The sequence below is a fragment of the Streptomyces griseoloalbus genome (assembly GCA_014650015.1).
Taxonomy (GTDB): Bacteria; Actinomycetota; Actinomycetes; order Streptomycetales; family Streptomycetaceae; genus Streptomyces; species Streptomyces griseoloalbus.
Map to the genome: position 1 here is coordinate 171,220 of BMUD01000011.1, position 17,558 is coordinate 188,777.

17 protein-coding genes are annotated in these 17,558 nt (G+C 71.5%); 15 read left to right on the forward strand and 2 right to left on the reverse strand.

Going from position 1 to position 17,558, the window contains the following annotated elements:
- Positions 1 to 78: 78 nt before the first annotated feature.
- Positions 79 to 741, reverse strand: a complete 663-nt coding sequence (locus tag IE178_RS18735) for a bifunctional DNA primase/polymerase (RefSeq protein ID WP_193513103.1) — start codon at positions 739 to 741, stop codon at positions 79 to 81.
- 446 nt (positions 742 to 1,187) lie between these two features.
- On the opposite strand from IE178_RS18735, the gene nsdA reads away from it, so the two are divergent.
- The 5 genes from nsdA (at position 1,188) to ffh (ending at position 8,809) form a co-directional block, all read left to right on the forward strand.
- Positions 1,188 to 2,684, forward strand: a complete 1,497-nt coding sequence (gene nsdA / locus IE178_RS18740) for a transcriptional repressor NsdA (protein ID WP_184764136.1) — start codon at positions 1,188 to 1,190, stop codon at positions 2,682 to 2,684.
- A 346-nt stretch (positions 2,685 to 3,030) separates the two neighbouring features.
- Positions 3,031 to 4,371: an ammonium transporter gene (locus IE178_RS18745; protein ID WP_193513104.1), complete on the forward strand. Its 1,341-nt coding sequence runs from the start codon at positions 3,031 to 3,033 to the stop codon at positions 4,369 to 4,371.
- The gene (locus IE178_RS18750; protein ID WP_003993253.1) at positions 4,368 to 4,706 is read left to right on the forward strand and encodes a P-II family nitrogen regulator; all 339 of its coding nucleotides are present in this window, start codon (positions 4,368 to 4,370) and stop codon (positions 4,704 to 4,706) included. The genes IE178_RS18745 and IE178_RS18750 overlap by 4 nt, the downstream gene beginning before the upstream one ends.
- Positions 4,707 to 4,749: 43 nt before the next feature.
- Positions 4,750 to 7,176 carry a [protein-PII] uridylyltransferase gene (locus IE178_RS18755; protein WP_438874392.1) on the forward strand — a complete coding sequence of 809 codons (2,427 nt, stop codon included), beginning with the start codon at positions 4,750 to 4,752 and terminating at the stop codon, positions 7,174 to 7,176.
- An 82-nt stretch (positions 7,177 to 7,258) separates the two neighbouring features.
- Positions 7,259 to 8,809 carry a signal recognition particle protein gene (ffh, locus tag IE178_RS18760; protein ID WP_184764139.1) on the forward strand — a complete coding sequence of 517 codons (1,551 nt, stop codon included), beginning with the start codon at positions 7,259 to 7,261 and terminating at the stop codon, positions 8,807 to 8,809.
- Between the two features lie 63 nt (positions 8,810 to 8,872).
- On the opposite strand, the gene IE178_RS18765 is transcribed toward ffh, so the two are convergent.
- On the reverse strand, positions 8,873 to 9,754 hold the full coding sequence (locus IE178_RS18765; protein WP_193513106.1) for a methyltransferase domain-containing protein: 882 nt from the start codon (positions 9,752 to 9,754) through the stop codon (positions 8,873 to 8,875).
- A gap of 606 nt (positions 9,755 to 10,360) precedes the next feature.
- Between IE178_RS18765 and IE178_RS18770 the strand changes: the two genes are divergently transcribed.
- The 10 genes from IE178_RS18770 (at position 10,361) to lepB (IE178_RS18815) (ending at position 17,550) form a co-directional block, all read left to right on the forward strand.
- Positions 10,361 to 10,960: a hypothetical protein gene (locus IE178_RS18770; protein WP_030824797.1), complete on the forward strand. Its 600-nt coding sequence runs from the start codon at positions 10,361 to 10,363 to the stop codon at positions 10,958 to 10,960.
- Between the two features lie 339 nt (positions 10,961 to 11,299).
- Entirely contained in the window at positions 11,300 to 11,719 is a 420-nt protein-coding gene (gene rpsP, locus IE178_RS18775) for a 30S ribosomal protein S16 (RefSeq protein WP_145867017.1), read from the forward strand.
- Between the two features lie 2 nt (positions 11,720 to 11,721).
- Positions 11,722 to 11,961, forward strand: a complete 240-nt coding sequence (locus tag IE178_RS18780; RefSeq protein WP_003973401.1) for an RNA-binding protein — start codon at positions 11,722 to 11,724, stop codon at positions 11,959 to 11,961.
- Positions 11,962 to 12,044: 83 nt separating this feature from the next.
- Positions 12,045 to 12,599, forward strand: a complete 555-nt coding sequence (gene rimM / locus IE178_RS18785; RefSeq protein WP_184764141.1) for a ribosome maturation factor RimM — start codon at positions 12,045 to 12,047, stop codon at positions 12,597 to 12,599.
- Entirely contained in the window at positions 12,599 to 13,432 is an 834-nt protein-coding gene (trmD, locus tag IE178_RS18790; RefSeq protein ID WP_193513107.1) for a tRNA (guanosine(37)-N1)-methyltransferase TrmD, read from the forward strand. The genes rimM and trmD overlap by 1 nt, the downstream gene beginning before the upstream one ends.
- Positions 13,433 to 13,564: 132 nt before the next feature.
- Positions 13,565 to 13,915 carry a 50S ribosomal protein L19 gene (gene rplS / locus IE178_RS18795; RefSeq protein ID WP_004924850.1) on the forward strand — a complete coding sequence of 117 codons (351 nt, stop codon included), beginning with the start codon at positions 13,565 to 13,567 and terminating at the stop codon, positions 13,913 to 13,915.
- 45 nt (positions 13,916 to 13,960) lie between these two features.
- On the forward strand, positions 13,961 to 14,797 hold the full coding sequence (lepB, locus tag IE178_RS18800; protein WP_318280116.1) for a signal peptidase I: 837 nt from the start codon (positions 13,961 to 13,963) through the stop codon (positions 14,795 to 14,797).
- Positions 14,790 to 15,881: a signal peptidase I gene (lepB, locus tag IE178_RS18805; RefSeq protein ID WP_184764143.1), complete on the forward strand. Its 1,092-nt coding sequence runs from the start codon at positions 14,790 to 14,792 to the stop codon at positions 15,879 to 15,881. The genes lepB (IE178_RS18800) and lepB (IE178_RS18805) overlap by 8 nt, the downstream gene beginning before the upstream one ends.
- Positions 15,769 to 16,743, forward strand: coding sequence for a signal peptidase I (gene lepB / locus IE178_RS18810; protein WP_193513108.1), 975 nt, complete (start codon positions 15,769 to 15,771; stop codon positions 16,741 to 16,743). The genes lepB (IE178_RS18805) and lepB (IE178_RS18810) overlap by 113 nt, the downstream gene beginning before the upstream one ends.
- 33 nt (positions 16,744 to 16,776) lie before the next feature.
- Entirely contained in the window at positions 16,777 to 17,550 is a 774-nt protein-coding gene (gene lepB / locus IE178_RS18815; RefSeq protein WP_193513109.1) for a signal peptidase I, read from the forward strand.
- Positions 17,551 to 17,558 lie beyond the last annotated feature (8 nt).

Here is a 17,558-nt window from a genome sequence, read left to right on the forward strand (position 1 = left end):
CCGCCCCCGAGTCGGTCGGGGGACGGGCGCTTCGCCGTGTCCGAGGCGCGGAACTGCGGGATCTGAGGGAGCTGCGGGCTATGCCCCCGAACGGTGGGCCACATACGCCAGCGTGCCCAGCAGCAGCCGGGCCTCGGGCGGCCGGGACGCCGAGTCCAGGGCGGGGAAACGCAGCCAGCGCACCGGGCCGAGACCGCCCCGGTCGGACGGCGGGGCGGTGATGTGCGTACCGGGGCCGAGGCCCCTCAGATCCAGGGCGCCCGGATCGTCCCAGCCCATCCGGTAGAGCAGCTCGGGCAGGCCGGCGGCGGCGCCGGGGGCGACGAAGAACTGGGCGCGGCCGTCCGGGGTGGCGGCGACCGGGCCGACCGGCAGGCCCATCCGCTCCAGGCGGGCCAGGGCGTGGCGCCCGGCCGGTTCGGCGACTTCGAGCACATCGAACGCCCGCCCGACGGGCAGCATCACCGAGGCCCCGGGGAACTCCGACCAGATCCCGGTCACCTCGTCCAGCGGTGCCCCGGCGCGGATCACCGGCGCGAGGTCCAGCGGATGCGCGCCCGGCGCCTCGCAGTCGGCGCGGCCGCAGGAGCAGGTGCCCGCGGCGGCCCGGACACCCGGCACCACGTCCCAGCCCCACAGCCCCGTGTACTCCGCCACGGCGGTGCCGTCCGACGAGCGGCGGCGGCGCGAGCCGGACCGGATGTCGCGGATGCCCCGGCTGATACCGATCGTGAAGCCCATGCCCCCTCCAACGGGTCCGGCGTACCGGTGGTTACGTAACGGACGCATGCCGTGACTCTCTGTTTTCGACTTCCCTGTGCCGCTTCGCTCAATCGGCGCTTCGGGGTGTCCAAGGTGGTGCGTCCGGCGTTGCGCGCCCCTGTGGGCATCGCTGCGTCCACTCTTGGCTGTCCTGTGTCAAGTGAATCGTGACTCGGCGACGGTGAGTTCATTCGAAGGGGTGGCGAATGGTGGCGATTGCGATTCCGCCGTGGTGAGACGGGTGATCGTAGGGTTACTTTGTGTGCACGGCTTCTTGGGGCACTTGCACACGTGGGTATGCCGGGGGCAACTCGGGTGTCCGTTCGAAGGGTGACAACCGCCGGACGGGCGGCCTCGACGACCGGCATTCTGATAGGGCTTGGCGCACTCGGCGGCAAGTGGTCTTCAGGGATGGGGGCGTTCCAGTGAGCGGCAACGGCGGTGGCGGGACGAACGCGGCGAGCGCGGAGAAACGTCCGAACGAGCTGCTCGCCTCGTGGTTCGTCCGCAGCGGCTGGTCCAAGGGCGAGCTCGCCCGTCAGGTCAACCGCAGAGCACGCCAGTTGGGCGCCAACCACATCTCCACCGACACCTCCCGGGTGCGTCGCTGGCTGGACGGCGAGAACCCGCGCGAGCCGATCCCCAGAATCCTGTCCGAGCTGTTCTCCGAACGCTTCGGTGTCGTCGTCTCCGTCGAGGACCTGGGCCTGCGCACCACCCGCCCGGCACCTTCGGCGACCGGCGTCGACCTGCCCTGGACGGGCCCGCAGACCGTGGCCCTGCTCAGCGAGTTCTCGCGCAGCGACCTGATGCTGGCGCGGCGCGGCTTCCTCGGGAGCTCGCTGGCCCTCTCCGCGGGCCCGTCCCTCATCGAACCCATGCAGCGCTGGCTCGTCCCCACCCCGTCCGCCCCGCAGTCCCGGCCCGATCCGGACCCGGGTTCCTCCTCCGCGCGTGCCCGGGGCCGGCTGTCCAGGCCGGAGCTGGACCTGCTGGAGACCACCACCGTGATGTTCCGGCAGTGGGACGCCCAGTGCGGCGGCGGCCTGCGCCGCAAGGCGGTCGTCGGGCAGCTGCACGAGGTGACCGACCTGCTCCAGGAACCCCAGCCCGAGGCCATCGCCCGGCGGCTGTTCAAGGTCGCCGCCGAACTCGCCGAACTGGCCGGCTGGATGTCGTACGACGTCGGGCTCCAGCCCACCGCGCAGAAGTACTTCGTGCTCGCGCTGCACGCCGCCAAGGAGGCCGGTGACCGGCCGCTCGGCTCCTACGTCCTGTCCAGCATGAGCCGCCAGATGATCCACCTCGGCCGGCCCGAGGACGCCCTGGAGCTCATCCACCTCGCGCAGTACGGCAGCCGGGACTGCGCGAGCCCGCGCACCCAGTCGATGCTGTATGCGATGGAGGCCCGCGCCTACGCCAACATGGGCCAGCCCGGCCGGTGCAAGCGGGCGGTCCGCATGGCCGAGGACACCTTCGCCGAGGCCGACGAGTGGGACGAGCCGGACCCCGGCTGGATCCGCTTCTTCTCCGAGGCCGAGCTGTACGCGGAGAACTCCCACTCCTACCGCGACCTCGCCTACGTCGCCGGCCGCAGTCCCACCTACGCCTCCCTCGCCGAGCCGCTGATGAAGCGGGCCGTGGAGCTGTTCGGCCAGGAAGGCGGCGAGCACCAGCGGTCCTACGCCCTCAACCTCATCGGCCTGGCCACGGTCCATCTGCTCCAGCGCGAGCCCGAGCAGAGCACGGTTCTCGCCACCGAGGCCATCACGGCGGCCAAGAAGGTCCGTTCCGAGCGCCTCAACACGCGTATCCGAAAGACGGTCGACACGGCCGTACGCGACTTCGGGGACCTCGCCGAAGTCGTCCAGCTCACCGAGCGGCTCGCGATCGAGCTGCCCGAGACCGCCGAAGCGGTCTGACACCCGAGGCACCGCCAGGCCCCGGCCGCGGCCGGCCCTCCCGAACTGCCCGACTCGGCTCCCCCCTGCCAGGTCATTCGGAGGCCGACCGCGGCCGGTTTCGCGTCTCCCCGGCCACGGCTCACCGCCGTACACCGAAGGTTGCGTCACGATAACGATCGACGCGCTCCGGATCCGGCAGTTCATCGATCCGTAACACGCCGGGTGCCTTCGTCACGGCGGCGAAACAACGAGGGGCTCCCACCGAAACGGCGCTGCGCGAATCTCATGGCGCACAACCGGCCCACCCCTCAATCCGCTCGAGGCTTCGCCCGCACGGGGCCGTACCAACGACGAGGAGACGCCGATGGCACCAGCCATCACCCTGGCCGCAGACGCGCCCACGCTGTCTGCCGCCAACACAGGGTTCATGCTCATCTGTTCCGCCCTGGTGATGCTCATGACCCCGGGCCTGGCCTTCTTCTACGGAGGCATGGTCCGCGTCAAGAGCACCCTGAACATGCTGATGATGAGCTTCATCAGCCTGGGGATCGTCACCATCCTGTGGGTGCTGTACGGCTTCTCCATGGCGTTCGGCACCGACTCCGGCGGCATCATCGGCTGGAACTCCGACTGGGTCGGCCTGAGCAACATCGGCCTGACCGAGCTGTGGGACGGCTACACCATCCCGGTCTTCGTCTTCCTGGTCTTCCAGCTGATGTTCGCCGTCCTGACGCCCGCCCTGATCAGCGGCGCGCTCGCGGACCGCGTGAAGTTCACCGCGTGGGCGCTGTTCATCACCCTGTGGGCCACGATCGTCTACTTCCCGGTCGCGCACTGGGTATGGGGCGCCGGCGGCTGGGCCTTCGAGCTGGGCGTCATCGACTTCGCGGGTGGTACGGCGGTCCACATCAACGCGGGTGCCGCCGCCCTCGGCGTGATCCTGGTCATCGGCAAGCGGATCGGCTTCAAGAAGGACCCGATGCGCCCGCACAGCCTCCCGCTGGTCATGCTCGGCGCCGGTCTGCTGTGGTTCGGCTGGTTCGGCTTCAACGCCGGTTCCTGGCTCGGCAACGACGACGGCGTCGGCGCGCTGATGTTCGTCAACACCCAGGTCGCCACCGCCGCCGCGGTCCTCGGCTGGCTCGCCTACGAGAAGATCCGCCACGGCGCGTTCACCACGCTGGGCGCCGCCTCCGGCGCGGTCGCCGGTCTGGTCGCCATCACCCCGGCCGGCGGCGCGGTCTCCCCGCTCGGCGCGATCGCCGTCGGCGTCATCGCCGGTGTGCTGTGCGCCATGGCCGTCGGCCTGAAGTACAAGTTCGGCTACGACGACTCCCTCGACGTCATCGGCGTCCACCTCGTCGGCGGCATCCTCGGCTCCCTGCTCATCGGCTTCTTCGCCACCGGCAAGGGCCAGTCCGACGTCGCGGGCCTCTTCTACGGCGGCGGCCTGGACCAGTTCTGGAAGCAGTGCGCCGGTGTCTTCGGTGTCCTCGCCTACTCCCTGGTCGCCTCCGCGGTCCTGGCCTTCCTCCTCGACAGGACCATCGGTATGCGAGTCTCCGAGGACGACGAGGTGGCCGGCATCGACCAGGCCGAGCACGCCGAGACCGCATACGACTTCAGCGGCGCCGGCGGCGGCGCGGCCCGCACCGCCGCCACCGCCCCCGTCGCCCCGGCCGAGAGCAAGAAGGTGGACGCATGAAGCTCATCACCGCCGTCGTGAAGCCGCACCGGCTCGACGAGATCAAGGAGGCCCTGCAGGCCTTCGGAGTACACGGCCTGACGGTCACCGAGGCCAGCGGCTACGGCCGCCAGCGCGGCCACACCGAGGTCTACCGCGGTGCCGAGTACACCGTCGACCTGGTGCCCAAGATCCGCATCGAGGTGCTGGTCGAGGACGACGACGCCGAGCAGCTGATCGACGTGGTCGTCAAGGCGGCCCGCACCGGCAAGATCGGCGACGGCAAGGTCTGGTCGATCCCGGTCGACACGGCCGTACGGGTGCGGACCGGCGAGCGCGGTCCGGACGCGCTCTGAGGCGGGCGGACAGAACAGGAGTCGCCGGGTGACGGGTACGGACATGCACAACGAGGCAGAGGACTCGGGACCCAGCGGCTACGCGGCGGCCCGACTGCGCCTCCTCACCGAGGAGGCGCGGTCCGGGCCGCCGCGCCGTACCGCCCTCGCGGACCTCACGGACGACTGGCTCACCGGGCTGTTCACCGCCGGTACCGAGGGGACGCGCGGGGTCTCCCTGGTCGCCGTGGGCGGCTACGGGCGTGCGGAACTGTCCCCGCGCAGCGACCTCGACCTGCTCCTGCTGCACGACGGCAGCGATCCCCAGGCGGTCGCCACCCTCGCGGACCGCCTCTGGTACCCCGTCTGGGACCTGGGGCTCGCCCTCGACCACTCCGTCCGCACCCCGGCGGAGGCCCGCAGGACCGCGGGCGAGGACCTCAAGGTGCAGCTCGGACTGCTGGACGCCCGGCACCTCGCCGGTGACCTCGGCCTCACCGCCTCACTGCGCACGGCGGTGCTCGCCGACTGGCGCAACCAGGCACCGAAACGACTCCCCGCCCTCCAGGAACTGTGCGCCGAACGCGCCGACCGCCAGGGCGAGCTCCAGTACCTCCTGGAACCCGACCTCAAGGAGGCCCGCGGCGGACTGCGCGACGCCACCGCCCTGCGCGCCGTCGCCGCCTCCTGGCTCGCCGACGCCCCGCGCGAGGGCCTCGCCGAGGCCCGCCGGAGGCTGCTCGACGTACGCGACGCACTGCATCTGACGACCGGCCGCGCCACCGACCGGCTCGCGCTCCAGGAACAGGACCAGGTCGCGGCCGAGCTGGGCGTGCTCGACGCGGACGCGCTGCTGCGGCAGGTCTACGAGGCCGCGCGCGTCATCGCCTACGCCGGTGACGTCACCTGGCGCGAGGTGGGCCGCGTCCTGCGCTCCCGCGCGGTGCGGCCCAGGCTGCGCGCCATGCTCGGCGGCGGGAAACCGTCCGCCGAGCGCTCCCCGCTGGCCGAAGGGGTCGTGGAACAGGACGGCGAAGTGGTGCTCGCCCGAGCCGCGCGCCCCGAACGCGACCCCGTGCTCCCGCTGCGCGCCGCGGCCGCCGCGGCACAGGCCGGGCTTCCGCTCTCGCTGCACGCCGTACGGCGCATGGCGGCCACCGTGCGTCCCCTGCCCACGCCCTGGCCCGCCGAGGCGCGGGAACAGCTGGTGACCCTGCTGGGCTCCGGCCGGCCCACGGTGCAGGTCTGGGAGGCACTGGAGGCGGAAGGCCTGGTCAACAGCCTGCTCCCGGACTGGGAGCGGGTCCGCTGCCGTCCCCAGCGCAACGCCGTGCACCTGTGGACCGTCGACCGGCACCTCATCGAGACGGCCGTCCGCGCCTCCGCGTTCACCCGGCGCGTGCACCGGCCCGACCTGCTGCTGGTCGCCGCGCTGCTGCACGACATCGGCAAGGGCTGGCCCGGCGACCACTCGGTGGCCGGTGAGGTCATCGCCAAGGACGTGGCCGCCCGCATCGGCTTCGACCACCACGACGTCACGGTGATCGCCGCCCTCGTACGCCACCATCTGCTGCTCGTCGAGACCGCCACCCGGCGCGACCTGGAGGACCCCGCCACCGTGCGCGCGGTCGCCGAGGCCGTCGGCTCCCAGGGCACCCTCGAACTGCTGCACGCCCTCACCGAGGCGGACGCCCTCGCCACCGGTCCGGCCGCCTGGTCGTCCTGGCGCGCCTCGCTCGTCTCCGACCTGGTCAAACGAGTCTCCGCCGTGCTGTCCGGAGATGCCCCGGCCGACCCCGAGGAGGCCGCGCCCACCGCGGAACAGGAGCGCCTCGCCATCGAGGTGGTCGCCACGGGCGCGCCGGTGCTGTCCCTGCGGGCCCAGGCCGAGCCGCCCGCCGAACCCTCGGACGACCCCGAGCCACTGGGCGTGGAACTGCTCATCGCCGTGCCGGACCAGCCGGGTGTGCTGCCCGCGGTGGCCGGGGTGATCGCCCTGCACCGGCTGACGGTGCGCACCGCCGAGCTGCGGGCGCTGGACCTCCCGGACGGCGTCGAGGGCTCCGTGCTGCTGCTGGACTGGCGGGTCGCCGCCGAGTACGGCTCCCTGCCCCAGGCCACCCGGCTCCGCGCGGACCTCGTACGCGCCCTGGACGGCACCCTGGACATCGCCGGCCGCCTCGCCGAACGGGACGCCGCCTACCCCCGCCGCCGCGGCGTGGTCGCCCCGCCGCCGCGCGTGACGGTCGCCCCGGCCGCCTCCCGGCACGCCACCGTGATCGAGGTCCGGGCGCAGGACGCGCCGGGGCTGCTGTTCCGCATCGGGCGGGCGCTGGAGGACGCGGGCGTGCGGGTGCGCAGCGCGCACGCGAGCACCCTGGGCGCGAACGCCGTGGACGCCTTCTACGTCACTGGCCCCGAGGGCGCGCCGCTGCCCGGTGAGGAGGCCGTGGCGGTGGCGCGGAAGCTGGAGGAGACATTGCGTGGGTGAGGACACTCCGGTGTCCTCCCGCGCCGGGATACCCTGGAGGGCGATTCCCCAGCCTGTCTCCGACTCGAGGACCGACGCCGCCGTGTTCGATACTCTTTCCGATCGCCTCTCAGCGACCTTCAAGAACTTGCGCGGCAAGGGGCGCTTGAGCGAAGCGGACATCGACGCCACGGCGCGTGAGATCCGCATCGCTCTCCTCGAAGCGGACGTGGCCCTGCCGGTCGTCCGCACGTTCATCAAGAACGTCAAGGAGCGCGCGCTCGGTGCCGAGGTCTCCAAGGCGCTGAACCCCGCCCAGCAGGTGCTGAGGATCGTGAACGACGAGCTCGTCACGATCCTGGGCGGCGAGACCCGCCGGCTGCGCTTCGCCAAGCAGCCGCCGACCGTCATCATGCTGGCCGGTCTGCAGGGTGCCGGTAAGACCACCCTCGCGGGCAAGCTCGCCCGGTGGCTGAAGGAGCAGGGGCACTCGCCGGTGCTGGTCGCCGCCGACCTCCAGCGCCCCAACGCGGTCAACCAGCTGAGCGTCGTCGCCGAGCGCGCCGGCGTGGCCGTCTACGCGCCCGAGCCGGGCAACGGCGTGGGCGACCCGGTGAAGGTCGCCAAGGACTCCATCGACTTCGCGAAGACCAAGGTCCACGACATCGTGATCGTGGACACCGCCGGCCGCCTGGGCATCGACCAGGAGATGATGCAGCAGGCCGCGGACATCCGGGACGCGGTCTCGCCCGACGAGATCCTCTTCGTCGTCGACGCGATGATCGGTCAGGACGCCGTCAACACGGCCGAGGCCTTCCGCGACGGCGTCGGCTTCGACGGCGTGGTGCTCTCCAAGCTCGACGGTGACGCGCGCGGTGGTGCCGCCCTGTCGATCCGGCAGATCACCGGCAAGCCGATCATGTTCGCGTCCAACGGTGAGAAGCTCGACGACTTCGACGCCTTCCACCCGGACCGGATGGCCTCCCGCATCCTCGACATGGGTGACCTGCTCACCCTGATCGAGCAGGCGGAGAAGACGTTCAGTCAGGAAGAGGCCGAGAAAATGGCCTCCAAGCTGGCGTCGAAGAAGGGCCAGGACTTCACCCTGGACGACTTCCTGGCCCAGATGGAGCAGGTCCGCAAGATGGGCTCCATCTCCAAGCTGCTCGGCATGCTCCCGGGCATGGGCCAGATCAAGGACCAGATCAACAACCTCGACGAGCGCGACGTCGACCGCACCGCCGCGATCATCAAGTCGATGACCCCGGCCGAGCGCCAGGAGCCGACGATCATCAACGGCTCGCGCCGTGCCCGTATCGCCAAGGGCTCCGGTGTCGAGGTCAGCGCGGTGAAGAACCTGGTCGAGCGGTTCTTCGAGGCCCGCAAGATGATGTCCCGCATGGCCCAGGGCGGTGGCATGCCGGGGATGCCCGGGATGCCGGGCATGGGCGGCGGTCCCGGCCGGACGAAGAAGAAGCAGAAGCAGGCCAAGGGCAAGCAGCGTTCCGGCAACCCGATGAAGCGCAAGCAGCAGGAGCAGGAGGAGGCCGCGCGCCGCGCCGCCGCCGCGGAGGGCGGCAACGCCCTCGGTCTGCCGCAGCAGGGCGGCCAGGACTTCGAGCTGCCCGACGAGTTCAAGAAGTTCATGGGCTGAGGCCCCCGCCGGTCACGCCGCTGGGGCGCGTCCCCTCCCCGGGGGACGCCCCAGCGGCGTGTCTCACGGCGTGCGCGCGATGACGTACCGGAAGACGTTCGGCATCCACACGGTCCCGTCCTGCCGCTGGTACGGATGCAGGGCCTCCGCCAGTTCCTTGTCGACCTGCACCTGGTCGGTGGCCGCGATCGCCGGGTCGAAGAGCCCGGTCGACGTGAGGCCGCGTACCGCGCTGTCCACGTCGGCGTAGCCGAACGGGCAGGCCACCCGCCCGGAGCCGTCCGGCCTCAGCCCCGCCCGCGCGGCGACCCGCTCCAGGTCGTCGCGGTCCGTGGGGCGCCAGGTGCCTTCGGTGCTCAGTGGTTCGGCCAGCTTGGTGGCCACCCGGAGCACGGACGCCGTGGCGCACCGCTCCGGCGGCCCCCAGCCGGCCAGCACCACGGCCGCTCCGCGCGCGGCGAGCGGCGTCGCCTCGGCGAGCAGCTCACCCAGTCCCTCCGCGTCCCCCGCGAGACAGCCGATCGGCTCGAAGGCGGTCACCACGGTGTACGCGGGCGCGTCCGCGCGGGCCGCTGCGCCGGGCGAGCCGTGCACGATCCGGGGGCCCGTACCGGCACCGCCCTCCCGCTCCCCGCGCGGCGGCCGCACGTCCCGCTCGCCGGGCAGCAGCCGCTCCCGCGCGAGGGCCAGCCGGTCGGCCGAGGTGTCCACACCGGTGACCGTGGCACCGCGCGAGGCCGCCATCAGCAGCGCCAGCCCGGAACCGCAGCCGAGGCCGAGCAGTCGTGTCGCGGGACCCACGTCGAGTCGCTCGTACACGGCCTCGTAGAGCGGTACGAGCATCCGCTCCTGGATCTCGGACCAGTCACGCGCGCGTGCCCGCGGGTCCACGGGGAGGACGGCCCCCGTACGAGGCAGGTGCTGTCGCACGAGCGTAGGTGTCATAGGTAAGCGCCCCAATCAGCCGAGAGTTGCCGCCGTGCCCGATGTCCTGGCCCCCGTGCAGTGCGCCCGCGCACCCCCCCGTATGCCAGGAAACTCCGCTCTCGACGTGTCGTCCAGTGGAAAGCGGCGGCGGCTTGGTAGTCGCTCGTGCCAGTGGCAAGAATTCACATTCCGGTGATCCCGGGCCGTGCGATCCGCCACGGCGAAGGCGCCAGGACGCCGGTTCCGCGCCGGTTCCGGCCAAGGTCCACGGGGCCGGGCGGGGCGGGGAACGCGCCGGAGAGGGGCGGTGCGGGGCGCCGGTGACGGACCCGGTAACGTCGCGGTCGTGGCGCGTCCGGTGGGTCGGACGCCGGGTCGCCGTGAGAGCGACCGAAACGCCTCTTGCGCAACCGCGGACCCCACCCGCACCGGCGCGTGAAGGCCGCTTACACGTGGGGGCGTACGTCAGCCTACGCACCACCTTGAGGTGAGCTGCGAGGCTTCTCCGCAGATCAGCGCACCCGCCCTCGTCAGGACGCATCAGCGGCAACTGACGGGTACGTGCAAATTATTTGGGATGCCCCGGAATCGGAACACTGAGGCACCCCGCCTCGTTCTCATTACGTGAGCACGACACAGACACCACCTGTTCTCGCCGCAGAGCTGGCACAGGCGTGGGCCGACATTCAGCGGTACCACCCCGAGTTGCCCGATCTCGCCGCGCCCGAGTCACTGATCGGGGAGTCGTCGTCCGCGTGCGGTCACGAACTCTCCTTCGAACGACTGCTGCACGAGGCAGTCCACGGCGTCGCCGCCGCGCGCGGCGTACGCGACACATCCCGCGCCGGCCGCTACCACAACCGCAGATTCCTCGCGATCGCCGAGGAACTGGGCCTGGACCACCCCGAGGAACCGCATCCCAGCAGCGGATTCTCACTGGTCACGCTCACTCCCGAGGCGAAGCGCCGCTACCGTCCCACGACGGAGCGTCTCCAGCGGGCCCTGAAGGCCCACTCCGCGGCGACCGCGGGTGACACCGCGCGCAGCTTCCGGGGGCCGGCCGCACGGCACGGGTCCTCGGGTGGCGGCGTGCGGGTCAAGGCCGTCTGCGACTGCGGCCGCAATGTGCGCGTGGTCCCGTCGGTCCTGGCCCAGGCCCCCATCGTCTGCGGCGGCTGCGGCAAGCCGTTCCGTATCCCGGACGTCGTGGCGGCCGCGAGCTGATCGACTCCGGCATCTCGTGGATGCCGGAGCGGGGTGCCGTTGCTCGCCGCCGCTGCGGGAAGTCGTGCCGCTGGGTGGCACGGGTGGGCGCAGCGGCACCCCCGAACGCCGGGCTGCGCAGCCCGGCGTACGGTCACCGGAACGCCGGCTGCCGCTCGAGCGCGCCCCCACAGTGAAACCCGCCCCGCAGGGTGTGGCAGAATGGCCAGCTGTACTCGACAGTCGCACAGGACCCCTCTCTCCTCCGGCTGACGCGTCCATCGGGCACTCGGGTACCGCAACCCCACGCGGCTCATCTCGCCGTGCCCACCCACGTCAAAACCAGGAGAACCCACTCCCGTGGCAGTCAAGATCAAGCTGAAGCGTCTGGGCAAGATCCGTTCGCCTCACTACCGCATCGTCGTCGCCGACTCCCGTACCCGCCGTGACGGCCGGGCCATCGAGGAGATCGGCAAGTACCACCCGACGTACAACCCGTCGGTGATCGAGGTCGACGCCGATCGCGTGGCGTACTGGCTCGGTGTCGGCGCCCAGCCGACCGAGCCCGTGCTCGCCATCCTCAAGAAGACCGGCGACTGGCAGAAGTTCAAGGGCGAGCCCGCCCCGGCTCCGCTGCTGCAGCAGGCCGAGAAGCCTGCCCGCCCGTCGTTCGAGGCGCTCGGCGGTGACGACGAGGGCAAGGGTGAGGCCATCACCCAGAAGAAGAAGGCTGAGAAGAAGGACGAGGCTGCTGCCGAGTCCGCGTCGACCGAGGCCTGAGCATGCTCGAGGAGGCTCTCGAGCACCTCGTGAAGGGCATCGTCGACAACCCTGACGATGTGCAGGTCGCCTCGCGCAACCTGCGCCGCGGACGTGTGCTCGAGGTCCGGGTCCACCCGGACGACCTCGGCAAGGTGATCGGCCGCAACGGCCGCACCGCACGCGCTCTGCGCACCGTCGTGGGCGCCATCGGCGGCCGTGGTGTCCGTGTCGACCTCGTCGACGTGGACCACGTCCGCTGACGTCAAACGCAGCACCGGCTCGGGCCGGGGAGGGCCACTGGGCCGTCCCCGGCCCGCAGTCGTATGACAGGAGATCAAGCACAGTGCAGCTGGTAGTCGCTCGTATCGGCCGCGCCCATGGCATCAAGGGCGAGGTCACCGTGGAGGTCCGCACCGACGAACCGGAGCGGAGGCTCGGGCCCGGCGCCGTCCTGACCACCGACCCCGCCTCCGTCGGGCCGCTCACCATCGAGACCGGCCGCGTCCACAGCGGCCGCCTCCTGCTGCGCTTCGCGGGCGTACGCGACCGCACCGCCGCAGAGGCCCTGCGCAACACCCTCCTCATCGCCGAGATCGACCCGGAGGAGCTGCCCGAGGGCGAGGACGAGTACTACGACCACCAGCTGATCGACCTCGACGTCATCACCAAGGACGGCGAGGAGGTCGGCCGGATCACCGAGATCTCGCACCTGCCCACCCAGGACCTCTTCGTCGTCGAGCGCCCCGACGGCAGCGAGGTGTACGTGCCGTTCGTCGAGGAGATCGTCACCGAGATCGACCTGGAGGAGCAGCGGGCCGTCATCGACCCGCCGCCCGGCCTGATCGACGACCGGGCCGAGATCGCCTCCGCGCGGGACGCCGCCGGGGGAGAGGCGTGATGCGGCTCGACGTCGTCACGATCTTCCCCGAGTACCTCGAGCCGCTGAACGTCTCCCTCGTCGGCAAGGCACGCGCCCGCGGACAGCTCGACGTGCACGTGCACGACCTGCGCGCCTGGACCTACGACCGGCACAACACCGTCGACGACACCCCCTACGGCGGCGGGCCGGGCATGGTCATGAAGACCGAGCCCTGGGGAGACGCGCTGGACTCCGTCCTGGCGGACGGTTACGAGACCGGCTCCCACGAGCCCGCCCTGATCGTGCCCACGCCCAGCGGCCGCCCCTTCACTCAGGAACTCGCCGTCCAGCTCTCCGAGCGCCCCTGGCTGATCTTCACCCCGGCCCGCTACGAGGGCATCGACCGCCGGGTCATCGACGAGTACGCGACCCGGATACCCGTCTACGAGGTGTCCATCGGCGACTACGTCCTGGCCGGCGGCGAGGCGGCCGTCCTCGTCGTCACCGAGGCCGTGGCCCGGCTGCTCCCCGGCGTTCTGGGCAACGCCGAATCACACCGCGACGACTCCTTCGCACCCGGCGCCATGGCCAACCTCCTGGAGGGCCCCGTCTACACCAAGCCGCCCGCCTGGCGTGACCGGGAGATCCCCGAGGTGCTGCTCAGCGGCCACCACGGCAGGATCGCCCGCTGGCGGCGCGACGAGGCGCTGCGGCGCACCACCGCCAACCGCCCCGACCTCATCGAACGCTGCGACCCCGAGGCCTTCGACAAGAAGGACCGCGAGATGCTGTCCATCCTGGGCTGGGAACCGGACCCCGCGGGGGAGCAGTACGGCCGATTTTGGCGCAGGACCGACGGCGTGGAACAATAGGGCGCTGTTGTGCGTCGTCCGGCGCGCGCCCCTGCCGCAGGGGGACACGACGCCCGCCCGAACCGCACACCCGGATCCCGAAACTCTAGTTGCCGTTGATGACCTGCGGCATCAGCGAAGAAAGCAGACGAAATGTCTCACCTGCTCGACTCCGTCGACTCCGCGTCGCTGCGCAGCGACGTCCCGGCCTTCCGCCCCGGCGACACCGTCAACGTCCACGTGCGCGTCATCGAGGGCAACCGCTCCCGTGTGCAGCAGTTCAAGGGCGTGGTGATCCGCCGCCAGGGTGCCGGCGTCCGCGAGACCTTCACGGTCCGCAAGGTCTCCTTCTCCGTCGGCGTCGAGCGCACCTTCCCGGTGCACACCCCGATCGTGGAGAAGATCGAGCTCGTCACCAGGGGTGACGTCCGCCGCGCCAAGCTGTACTACCTGCGCGAGCTGCGCGGCAAGGCGGCGAAGATCAAGGAGAAGCGCGAGAACTGAGCGCTTTACCGGCGTCATATCGCGGCCGGATAGCATCTGGCCCCGATGGACACCGAAGCACAGCCGACGGAGCGCGACCGCTCCTTCCACCCGGACGGACCCGAGGACACCTCGGGCAGCCCGGGTCCGGAGGGACGGTCGCGTTCCGCGTTGGTGTCGCGCCTCGCGCAATGGCTTCCCGGCGGGCGCGTCACGCTGACGCTGCTGCTCTGCCTGCTGTTCCTGCTGGCGGTCAACACCTTCGTGGCACGGCCGTACCAGATCCCCAGTGGATCGATGGAACAGGGATTGAGGGTCGGGGACCGGGTTCTCGTCAACAAGCTGGCATACCGCTTCGGCGCCGGGCCTCGCCGCGGCGACGTGATTGTGTTCGACGGCACCGGGTATTTCGGTGAGGCCGACTACATCAAACGGGTCGTCGGGGTGGGCGGAGACCACCTGGTCTGCTGTGACGCGGAGGGGAGGATCCGGGTGAACGGCCGGTCGGTCGACGAGTCGGGTTTCCTGTACCCCGGTGACAGCCCCTCCACGGTGCGGTTCGACGTCGTCGTGCCCGACGGACGGCTGTTCGTCCTCGGGGACCACCGCAGCGACTCCAGCGACTCCCGCGACCACCTCGGCTCGCCCGGTGGTGGCATGATCCCCGTGGACGATGTGCTCGGCCGCGCCGACGGCATCGTCTGGCCCTTCGGCCACGCCACCCGGCTGCACCGGCCCGACGCCTACGCGCGCGTGCCCGCCCCGCAGGCGGACGCGGCGCACCCGGCGGAGGACGCTGCCGCGCACCCGGCGGAGGACGCTGCCGCGCACCCGGCGGAGGACGCTGCCGCGCACCGGGCGGAGGACGCTGCCGCGCACCCGGCGGAGGACGCCCATGGGTAACCGCGGCAAGCCCCGCGGCGCCCCGGAGAGCGCCGCGGAGAATCTGCTGCCGACCGGCTCCCGCCGCGCGGCCGGCCCGGCCTCCGGGCGCACCCGGGCCGAGCGGCGCAAGCTCCAGCGCAAGGTCAAGCGGCGCCGCAGGCGCAGCGCGGTCAAGGAGATCCCCCTCCTCATCGGCGTCGCCGTGCTGATAGCGCTGGTGCTGAAGACCTTCCTGGTCCAGGCCTTCGTCATCCCGTCCGGCTCCATGGAGCAGACGATCCGGATCGGCGACCGGGTGCTGGTCGACAAGCTCACCCCGTGGTTCGGCTCCAAGCCGCAGCGGGGGGACGTGGTCGTCTTCAAGGACCCCGGTGGCTGGCTCCGGGACGAGCAGACCACACCGAAACAGGACGACCCGGTCGGGATCAAGCAGGTCAAGGAAGGGCTCACCTTCATCGGACTGCTGCCGTCCGAGAACGAGAAGGACCTCATCAAGCGGGTCGTCGGCGTCGGCGGCGACCGGGTCCGGTGCTGCGACACCCGGGGCCGGGTCACCGTCAACGGTGTGCCCCTGAACGAGGACTACCTGTACCCGGGCAACGCCCCGTCGGTGACGCCGTTCGACATCACCGTCCCCGCGGGGCGGCTGTGGGTGATGGGCGACCACCGGGAGAACTCCGCCGACTCCCGATCCCACCAGGACACCGACTACGGCGGTACCGTCTCCGAGGACGAGGTGGTGGGCCGGGCCATGGTCATCGCCTGGCCGCTCGGTCACTGGAGCACGCTGGAGGAACCCACGACCTACGCGTCCGTGTCGGACGCGACGCCCGGGTCGACCGCTGTTGCCCCGCTGTCGCATAGGGTTGCCCCGGACGATCCGAACGGAATGGTCCAGCTCCCGAGCCCTGCGGAACTCCCGCTCGTTATGGGAGTGGTGGGCCTGCGTCGGGCTTGGCGCGGGCGGCGGCAGAGAGTGAGGAGTTGGCGTGGGGGATGTGGCGGTTGGCGCACGGTCCGGTCAGGGCGGCGAGGAACACCGTGGACGTCCCGCGGAGTCGGCCGACCGGGCCGCGGACCGCGCCGTACCCTCCGGGAGTGACGCGCGGGCGGCCGAGGGCGGCGGAATGAGCGATGACCGGACGAAGGCCGGGGACCAGGGGCCGGGCGACCCTCCGGCCCAGCCGAAGCAGCCCCGCTCCTTCTGGAAGGAGCTGCCGATCCTGATCGGTATCGCGCTGGTGCTGGCGCTGCTGATCAAGACGTTCCTGGTGCAGGCGTTCTCCATCCCCTCCGACTCGATGCAGAACACCCTCCAGCAGGGCGACCGGGTCCTGGTCGACAAGCTCACCCCCTGGTTCGGTTCCGAGCCCGAGCGTGGCGAGGTCGTCGTCTTCCACGACCCCGACAACTGGCTCGCCGGCGAGCCGACGCCCGACCCCAATCCCCTGCAGAAGGTCCTCAGCTGGATCGGTCTGATGCCGTCCGCGGAGGAGAAGGACCTGATCAAGCGGGTCGTCGGCCTGGGCGGTGACACGGTCGAGTGCAAGGGCACCGGCCCGCTCACGGTCAACGGCATGGCGCTGAACGAGCCGTATGTGTACCCCGGCAACACCCCCTGCAGCCAGGACGACCAGGGCGGCCAGTTCAAGGTCAAGGTGCCCGAGGGCCACATCTGGGTCATGGGCGACCACCGGCAGAACTCCCGGGACTCCCGTTACAACCAGGCCGACAAGAACCACGGCATGGTCCCCGTGGACAAGGTCGTCGGCCGCGCCGTCGTCATCGCCTGGCCGATCAACCGCTGGAACAACCTGCCCGTCCCGGACACCTTCGACCAGCCCGGTCTGGGCACCTCGTCGTCCGCCGCGGCCGTGTCGGTCGCGCCCCAGGGCCTCGCGCTCGTGGGCGCGGTGCCGCTGGTGCTCCGGCTGCGTCGGCGCAACGGCGCCGGAGAGGGCTGACCGGGTGTAGTACTGCCGGGTAGGGTGCGGCCCATGAGTGGTCAGAGCACGACACGTACGGTCCCCGGCGACGGCGGCTCGGGCACCGCCCGGGCGGTCAGCCGGACCGGGCAGCGGCTGTCCGGCCTGGCCGTGGCCTTGGGGCTGCTGCTGTTCCTCGGCGGATTCGCCTGGGGAGCGGTGGTGTACCGGCCGTACACCGTGCCCACCCCGTCGATGGCGCCGACGATCGGTGCCGGCGACCGCGTGCTGGCCCAGCGCATCGACGGTGACGACGTCCGCCGCGGTGACGTCGTCGTCTTCGAGGACGCGACGTGGGCGAACGTCCCCGTGGCTAAGCGGGTGGTAGCCGTCGGCGGCGACAAGGTCTCCTGCTGCCAGGACGGCAAGCTGAAGGTCAACGGCCAGGAGATCGAGGAACCGTATCTCTCCGAGGGCGTGGCCGAGTTCGGCGGCTTCCCCGAGGTGACCGTGCCGAAGGGACGACTGTTCCTGCTCGGTGACGAGCGCTCCGGGTCGGTCGACTCCACGGCCCATCTGACCGACGCCGCCAGCGGCACCGTCTCCCGCGGCGCGGTCCGGGCCCGGGTCGACGCCGTGGTCTGGCCGATGGACGGCATGCTGACGGCACCCACCGGCTTCGAGCAGCTCGGCGCCCTCTCCTCGCCCGGCCCGCTGAGGACCGTCGTCGCGATGGTGATCGCCGGTACCGTGCTCGTGCTGGGCGGGGCCGCGTACGGGCCACTGGCCCAGCGGGCGGGCGCGTCGCGGGACCGGGCGAACGCGGAGTCTCCCGGTGGCCGCTGAGCCGGTGC

Coding starts and splice junctions, on each gene's coding strand:
- IE178_RS18735 (WP_193513103.1), bottom strand. CDS start 741: ATGGGCTTCACGATCGGTATCAGCCGGGGCATCCGCGACATCCGGTCC.
- IE178_RS18745 (WP_193513104.1), top strand. CDS start 3,031: ATGGCACCAGCCATCACCCTGGCCGCAGACGCGCCCACGCTGTCTGCC.
- IE178_RS18750 (WP_003993253.1), top strand. CDS start 4,368: ATGAAGCTCATCACCGCCGTCGTGAAGCCGCACCGGCTCGACGAGATC.
- IE178_RS18755 (WP_438874392.1), top strand. CDS start 4,750: ATGCACAACGAGGCAGAGGACTCGGGACCCAGCGGCTACGCGGCGGCC.
- IE178_RS18765 (WP_193513106.1), bottom strand. CDS start 9,754: ATGACACCTACGCTCGTGCGACAGCACCTGCCTCGTACGGGGGCCGTC.
- IE178_RS18780 (WP_003973401.1), top strand. CDS start 11,722: ATGCTCGAGGAGGCTCTCGAGCACCTCGTGAAGGGCATCGTCGACAAC.
- trmD (WP_193513107.1), top strand. CDS start 12,599: ATGCGGCTCGACGTCGTCACGATCTTCCCCGAGTACCTCGAGCCGCTG.
- rplS (WP_004924850.1), top strand. CDS start 13,565: ATGTCTCACCTGCTCGACTCCGTCGACTCCGCGTCGCTGCGCAGCGAC.
- lepB (WP_318280116.1), top strand. CDS start 13,961: ATGGACACCGAAGCACAGCCGACGGAGCGCGACCGCTCCTTCCACCCG.
- lepB (WP_184764143.1), top strand. CDS start 14,790: ATGGGTAACCGCGGCAAGCCCCGCGGCGCCCCGGAGAGCGCCGCGGAG.
- lepB (WP_193513109.1), top strand. CDS start 16,777: ATGAGTGGTCAGAGCACGACACGTACGGTCCCCGGCGACGGCGGCTCG.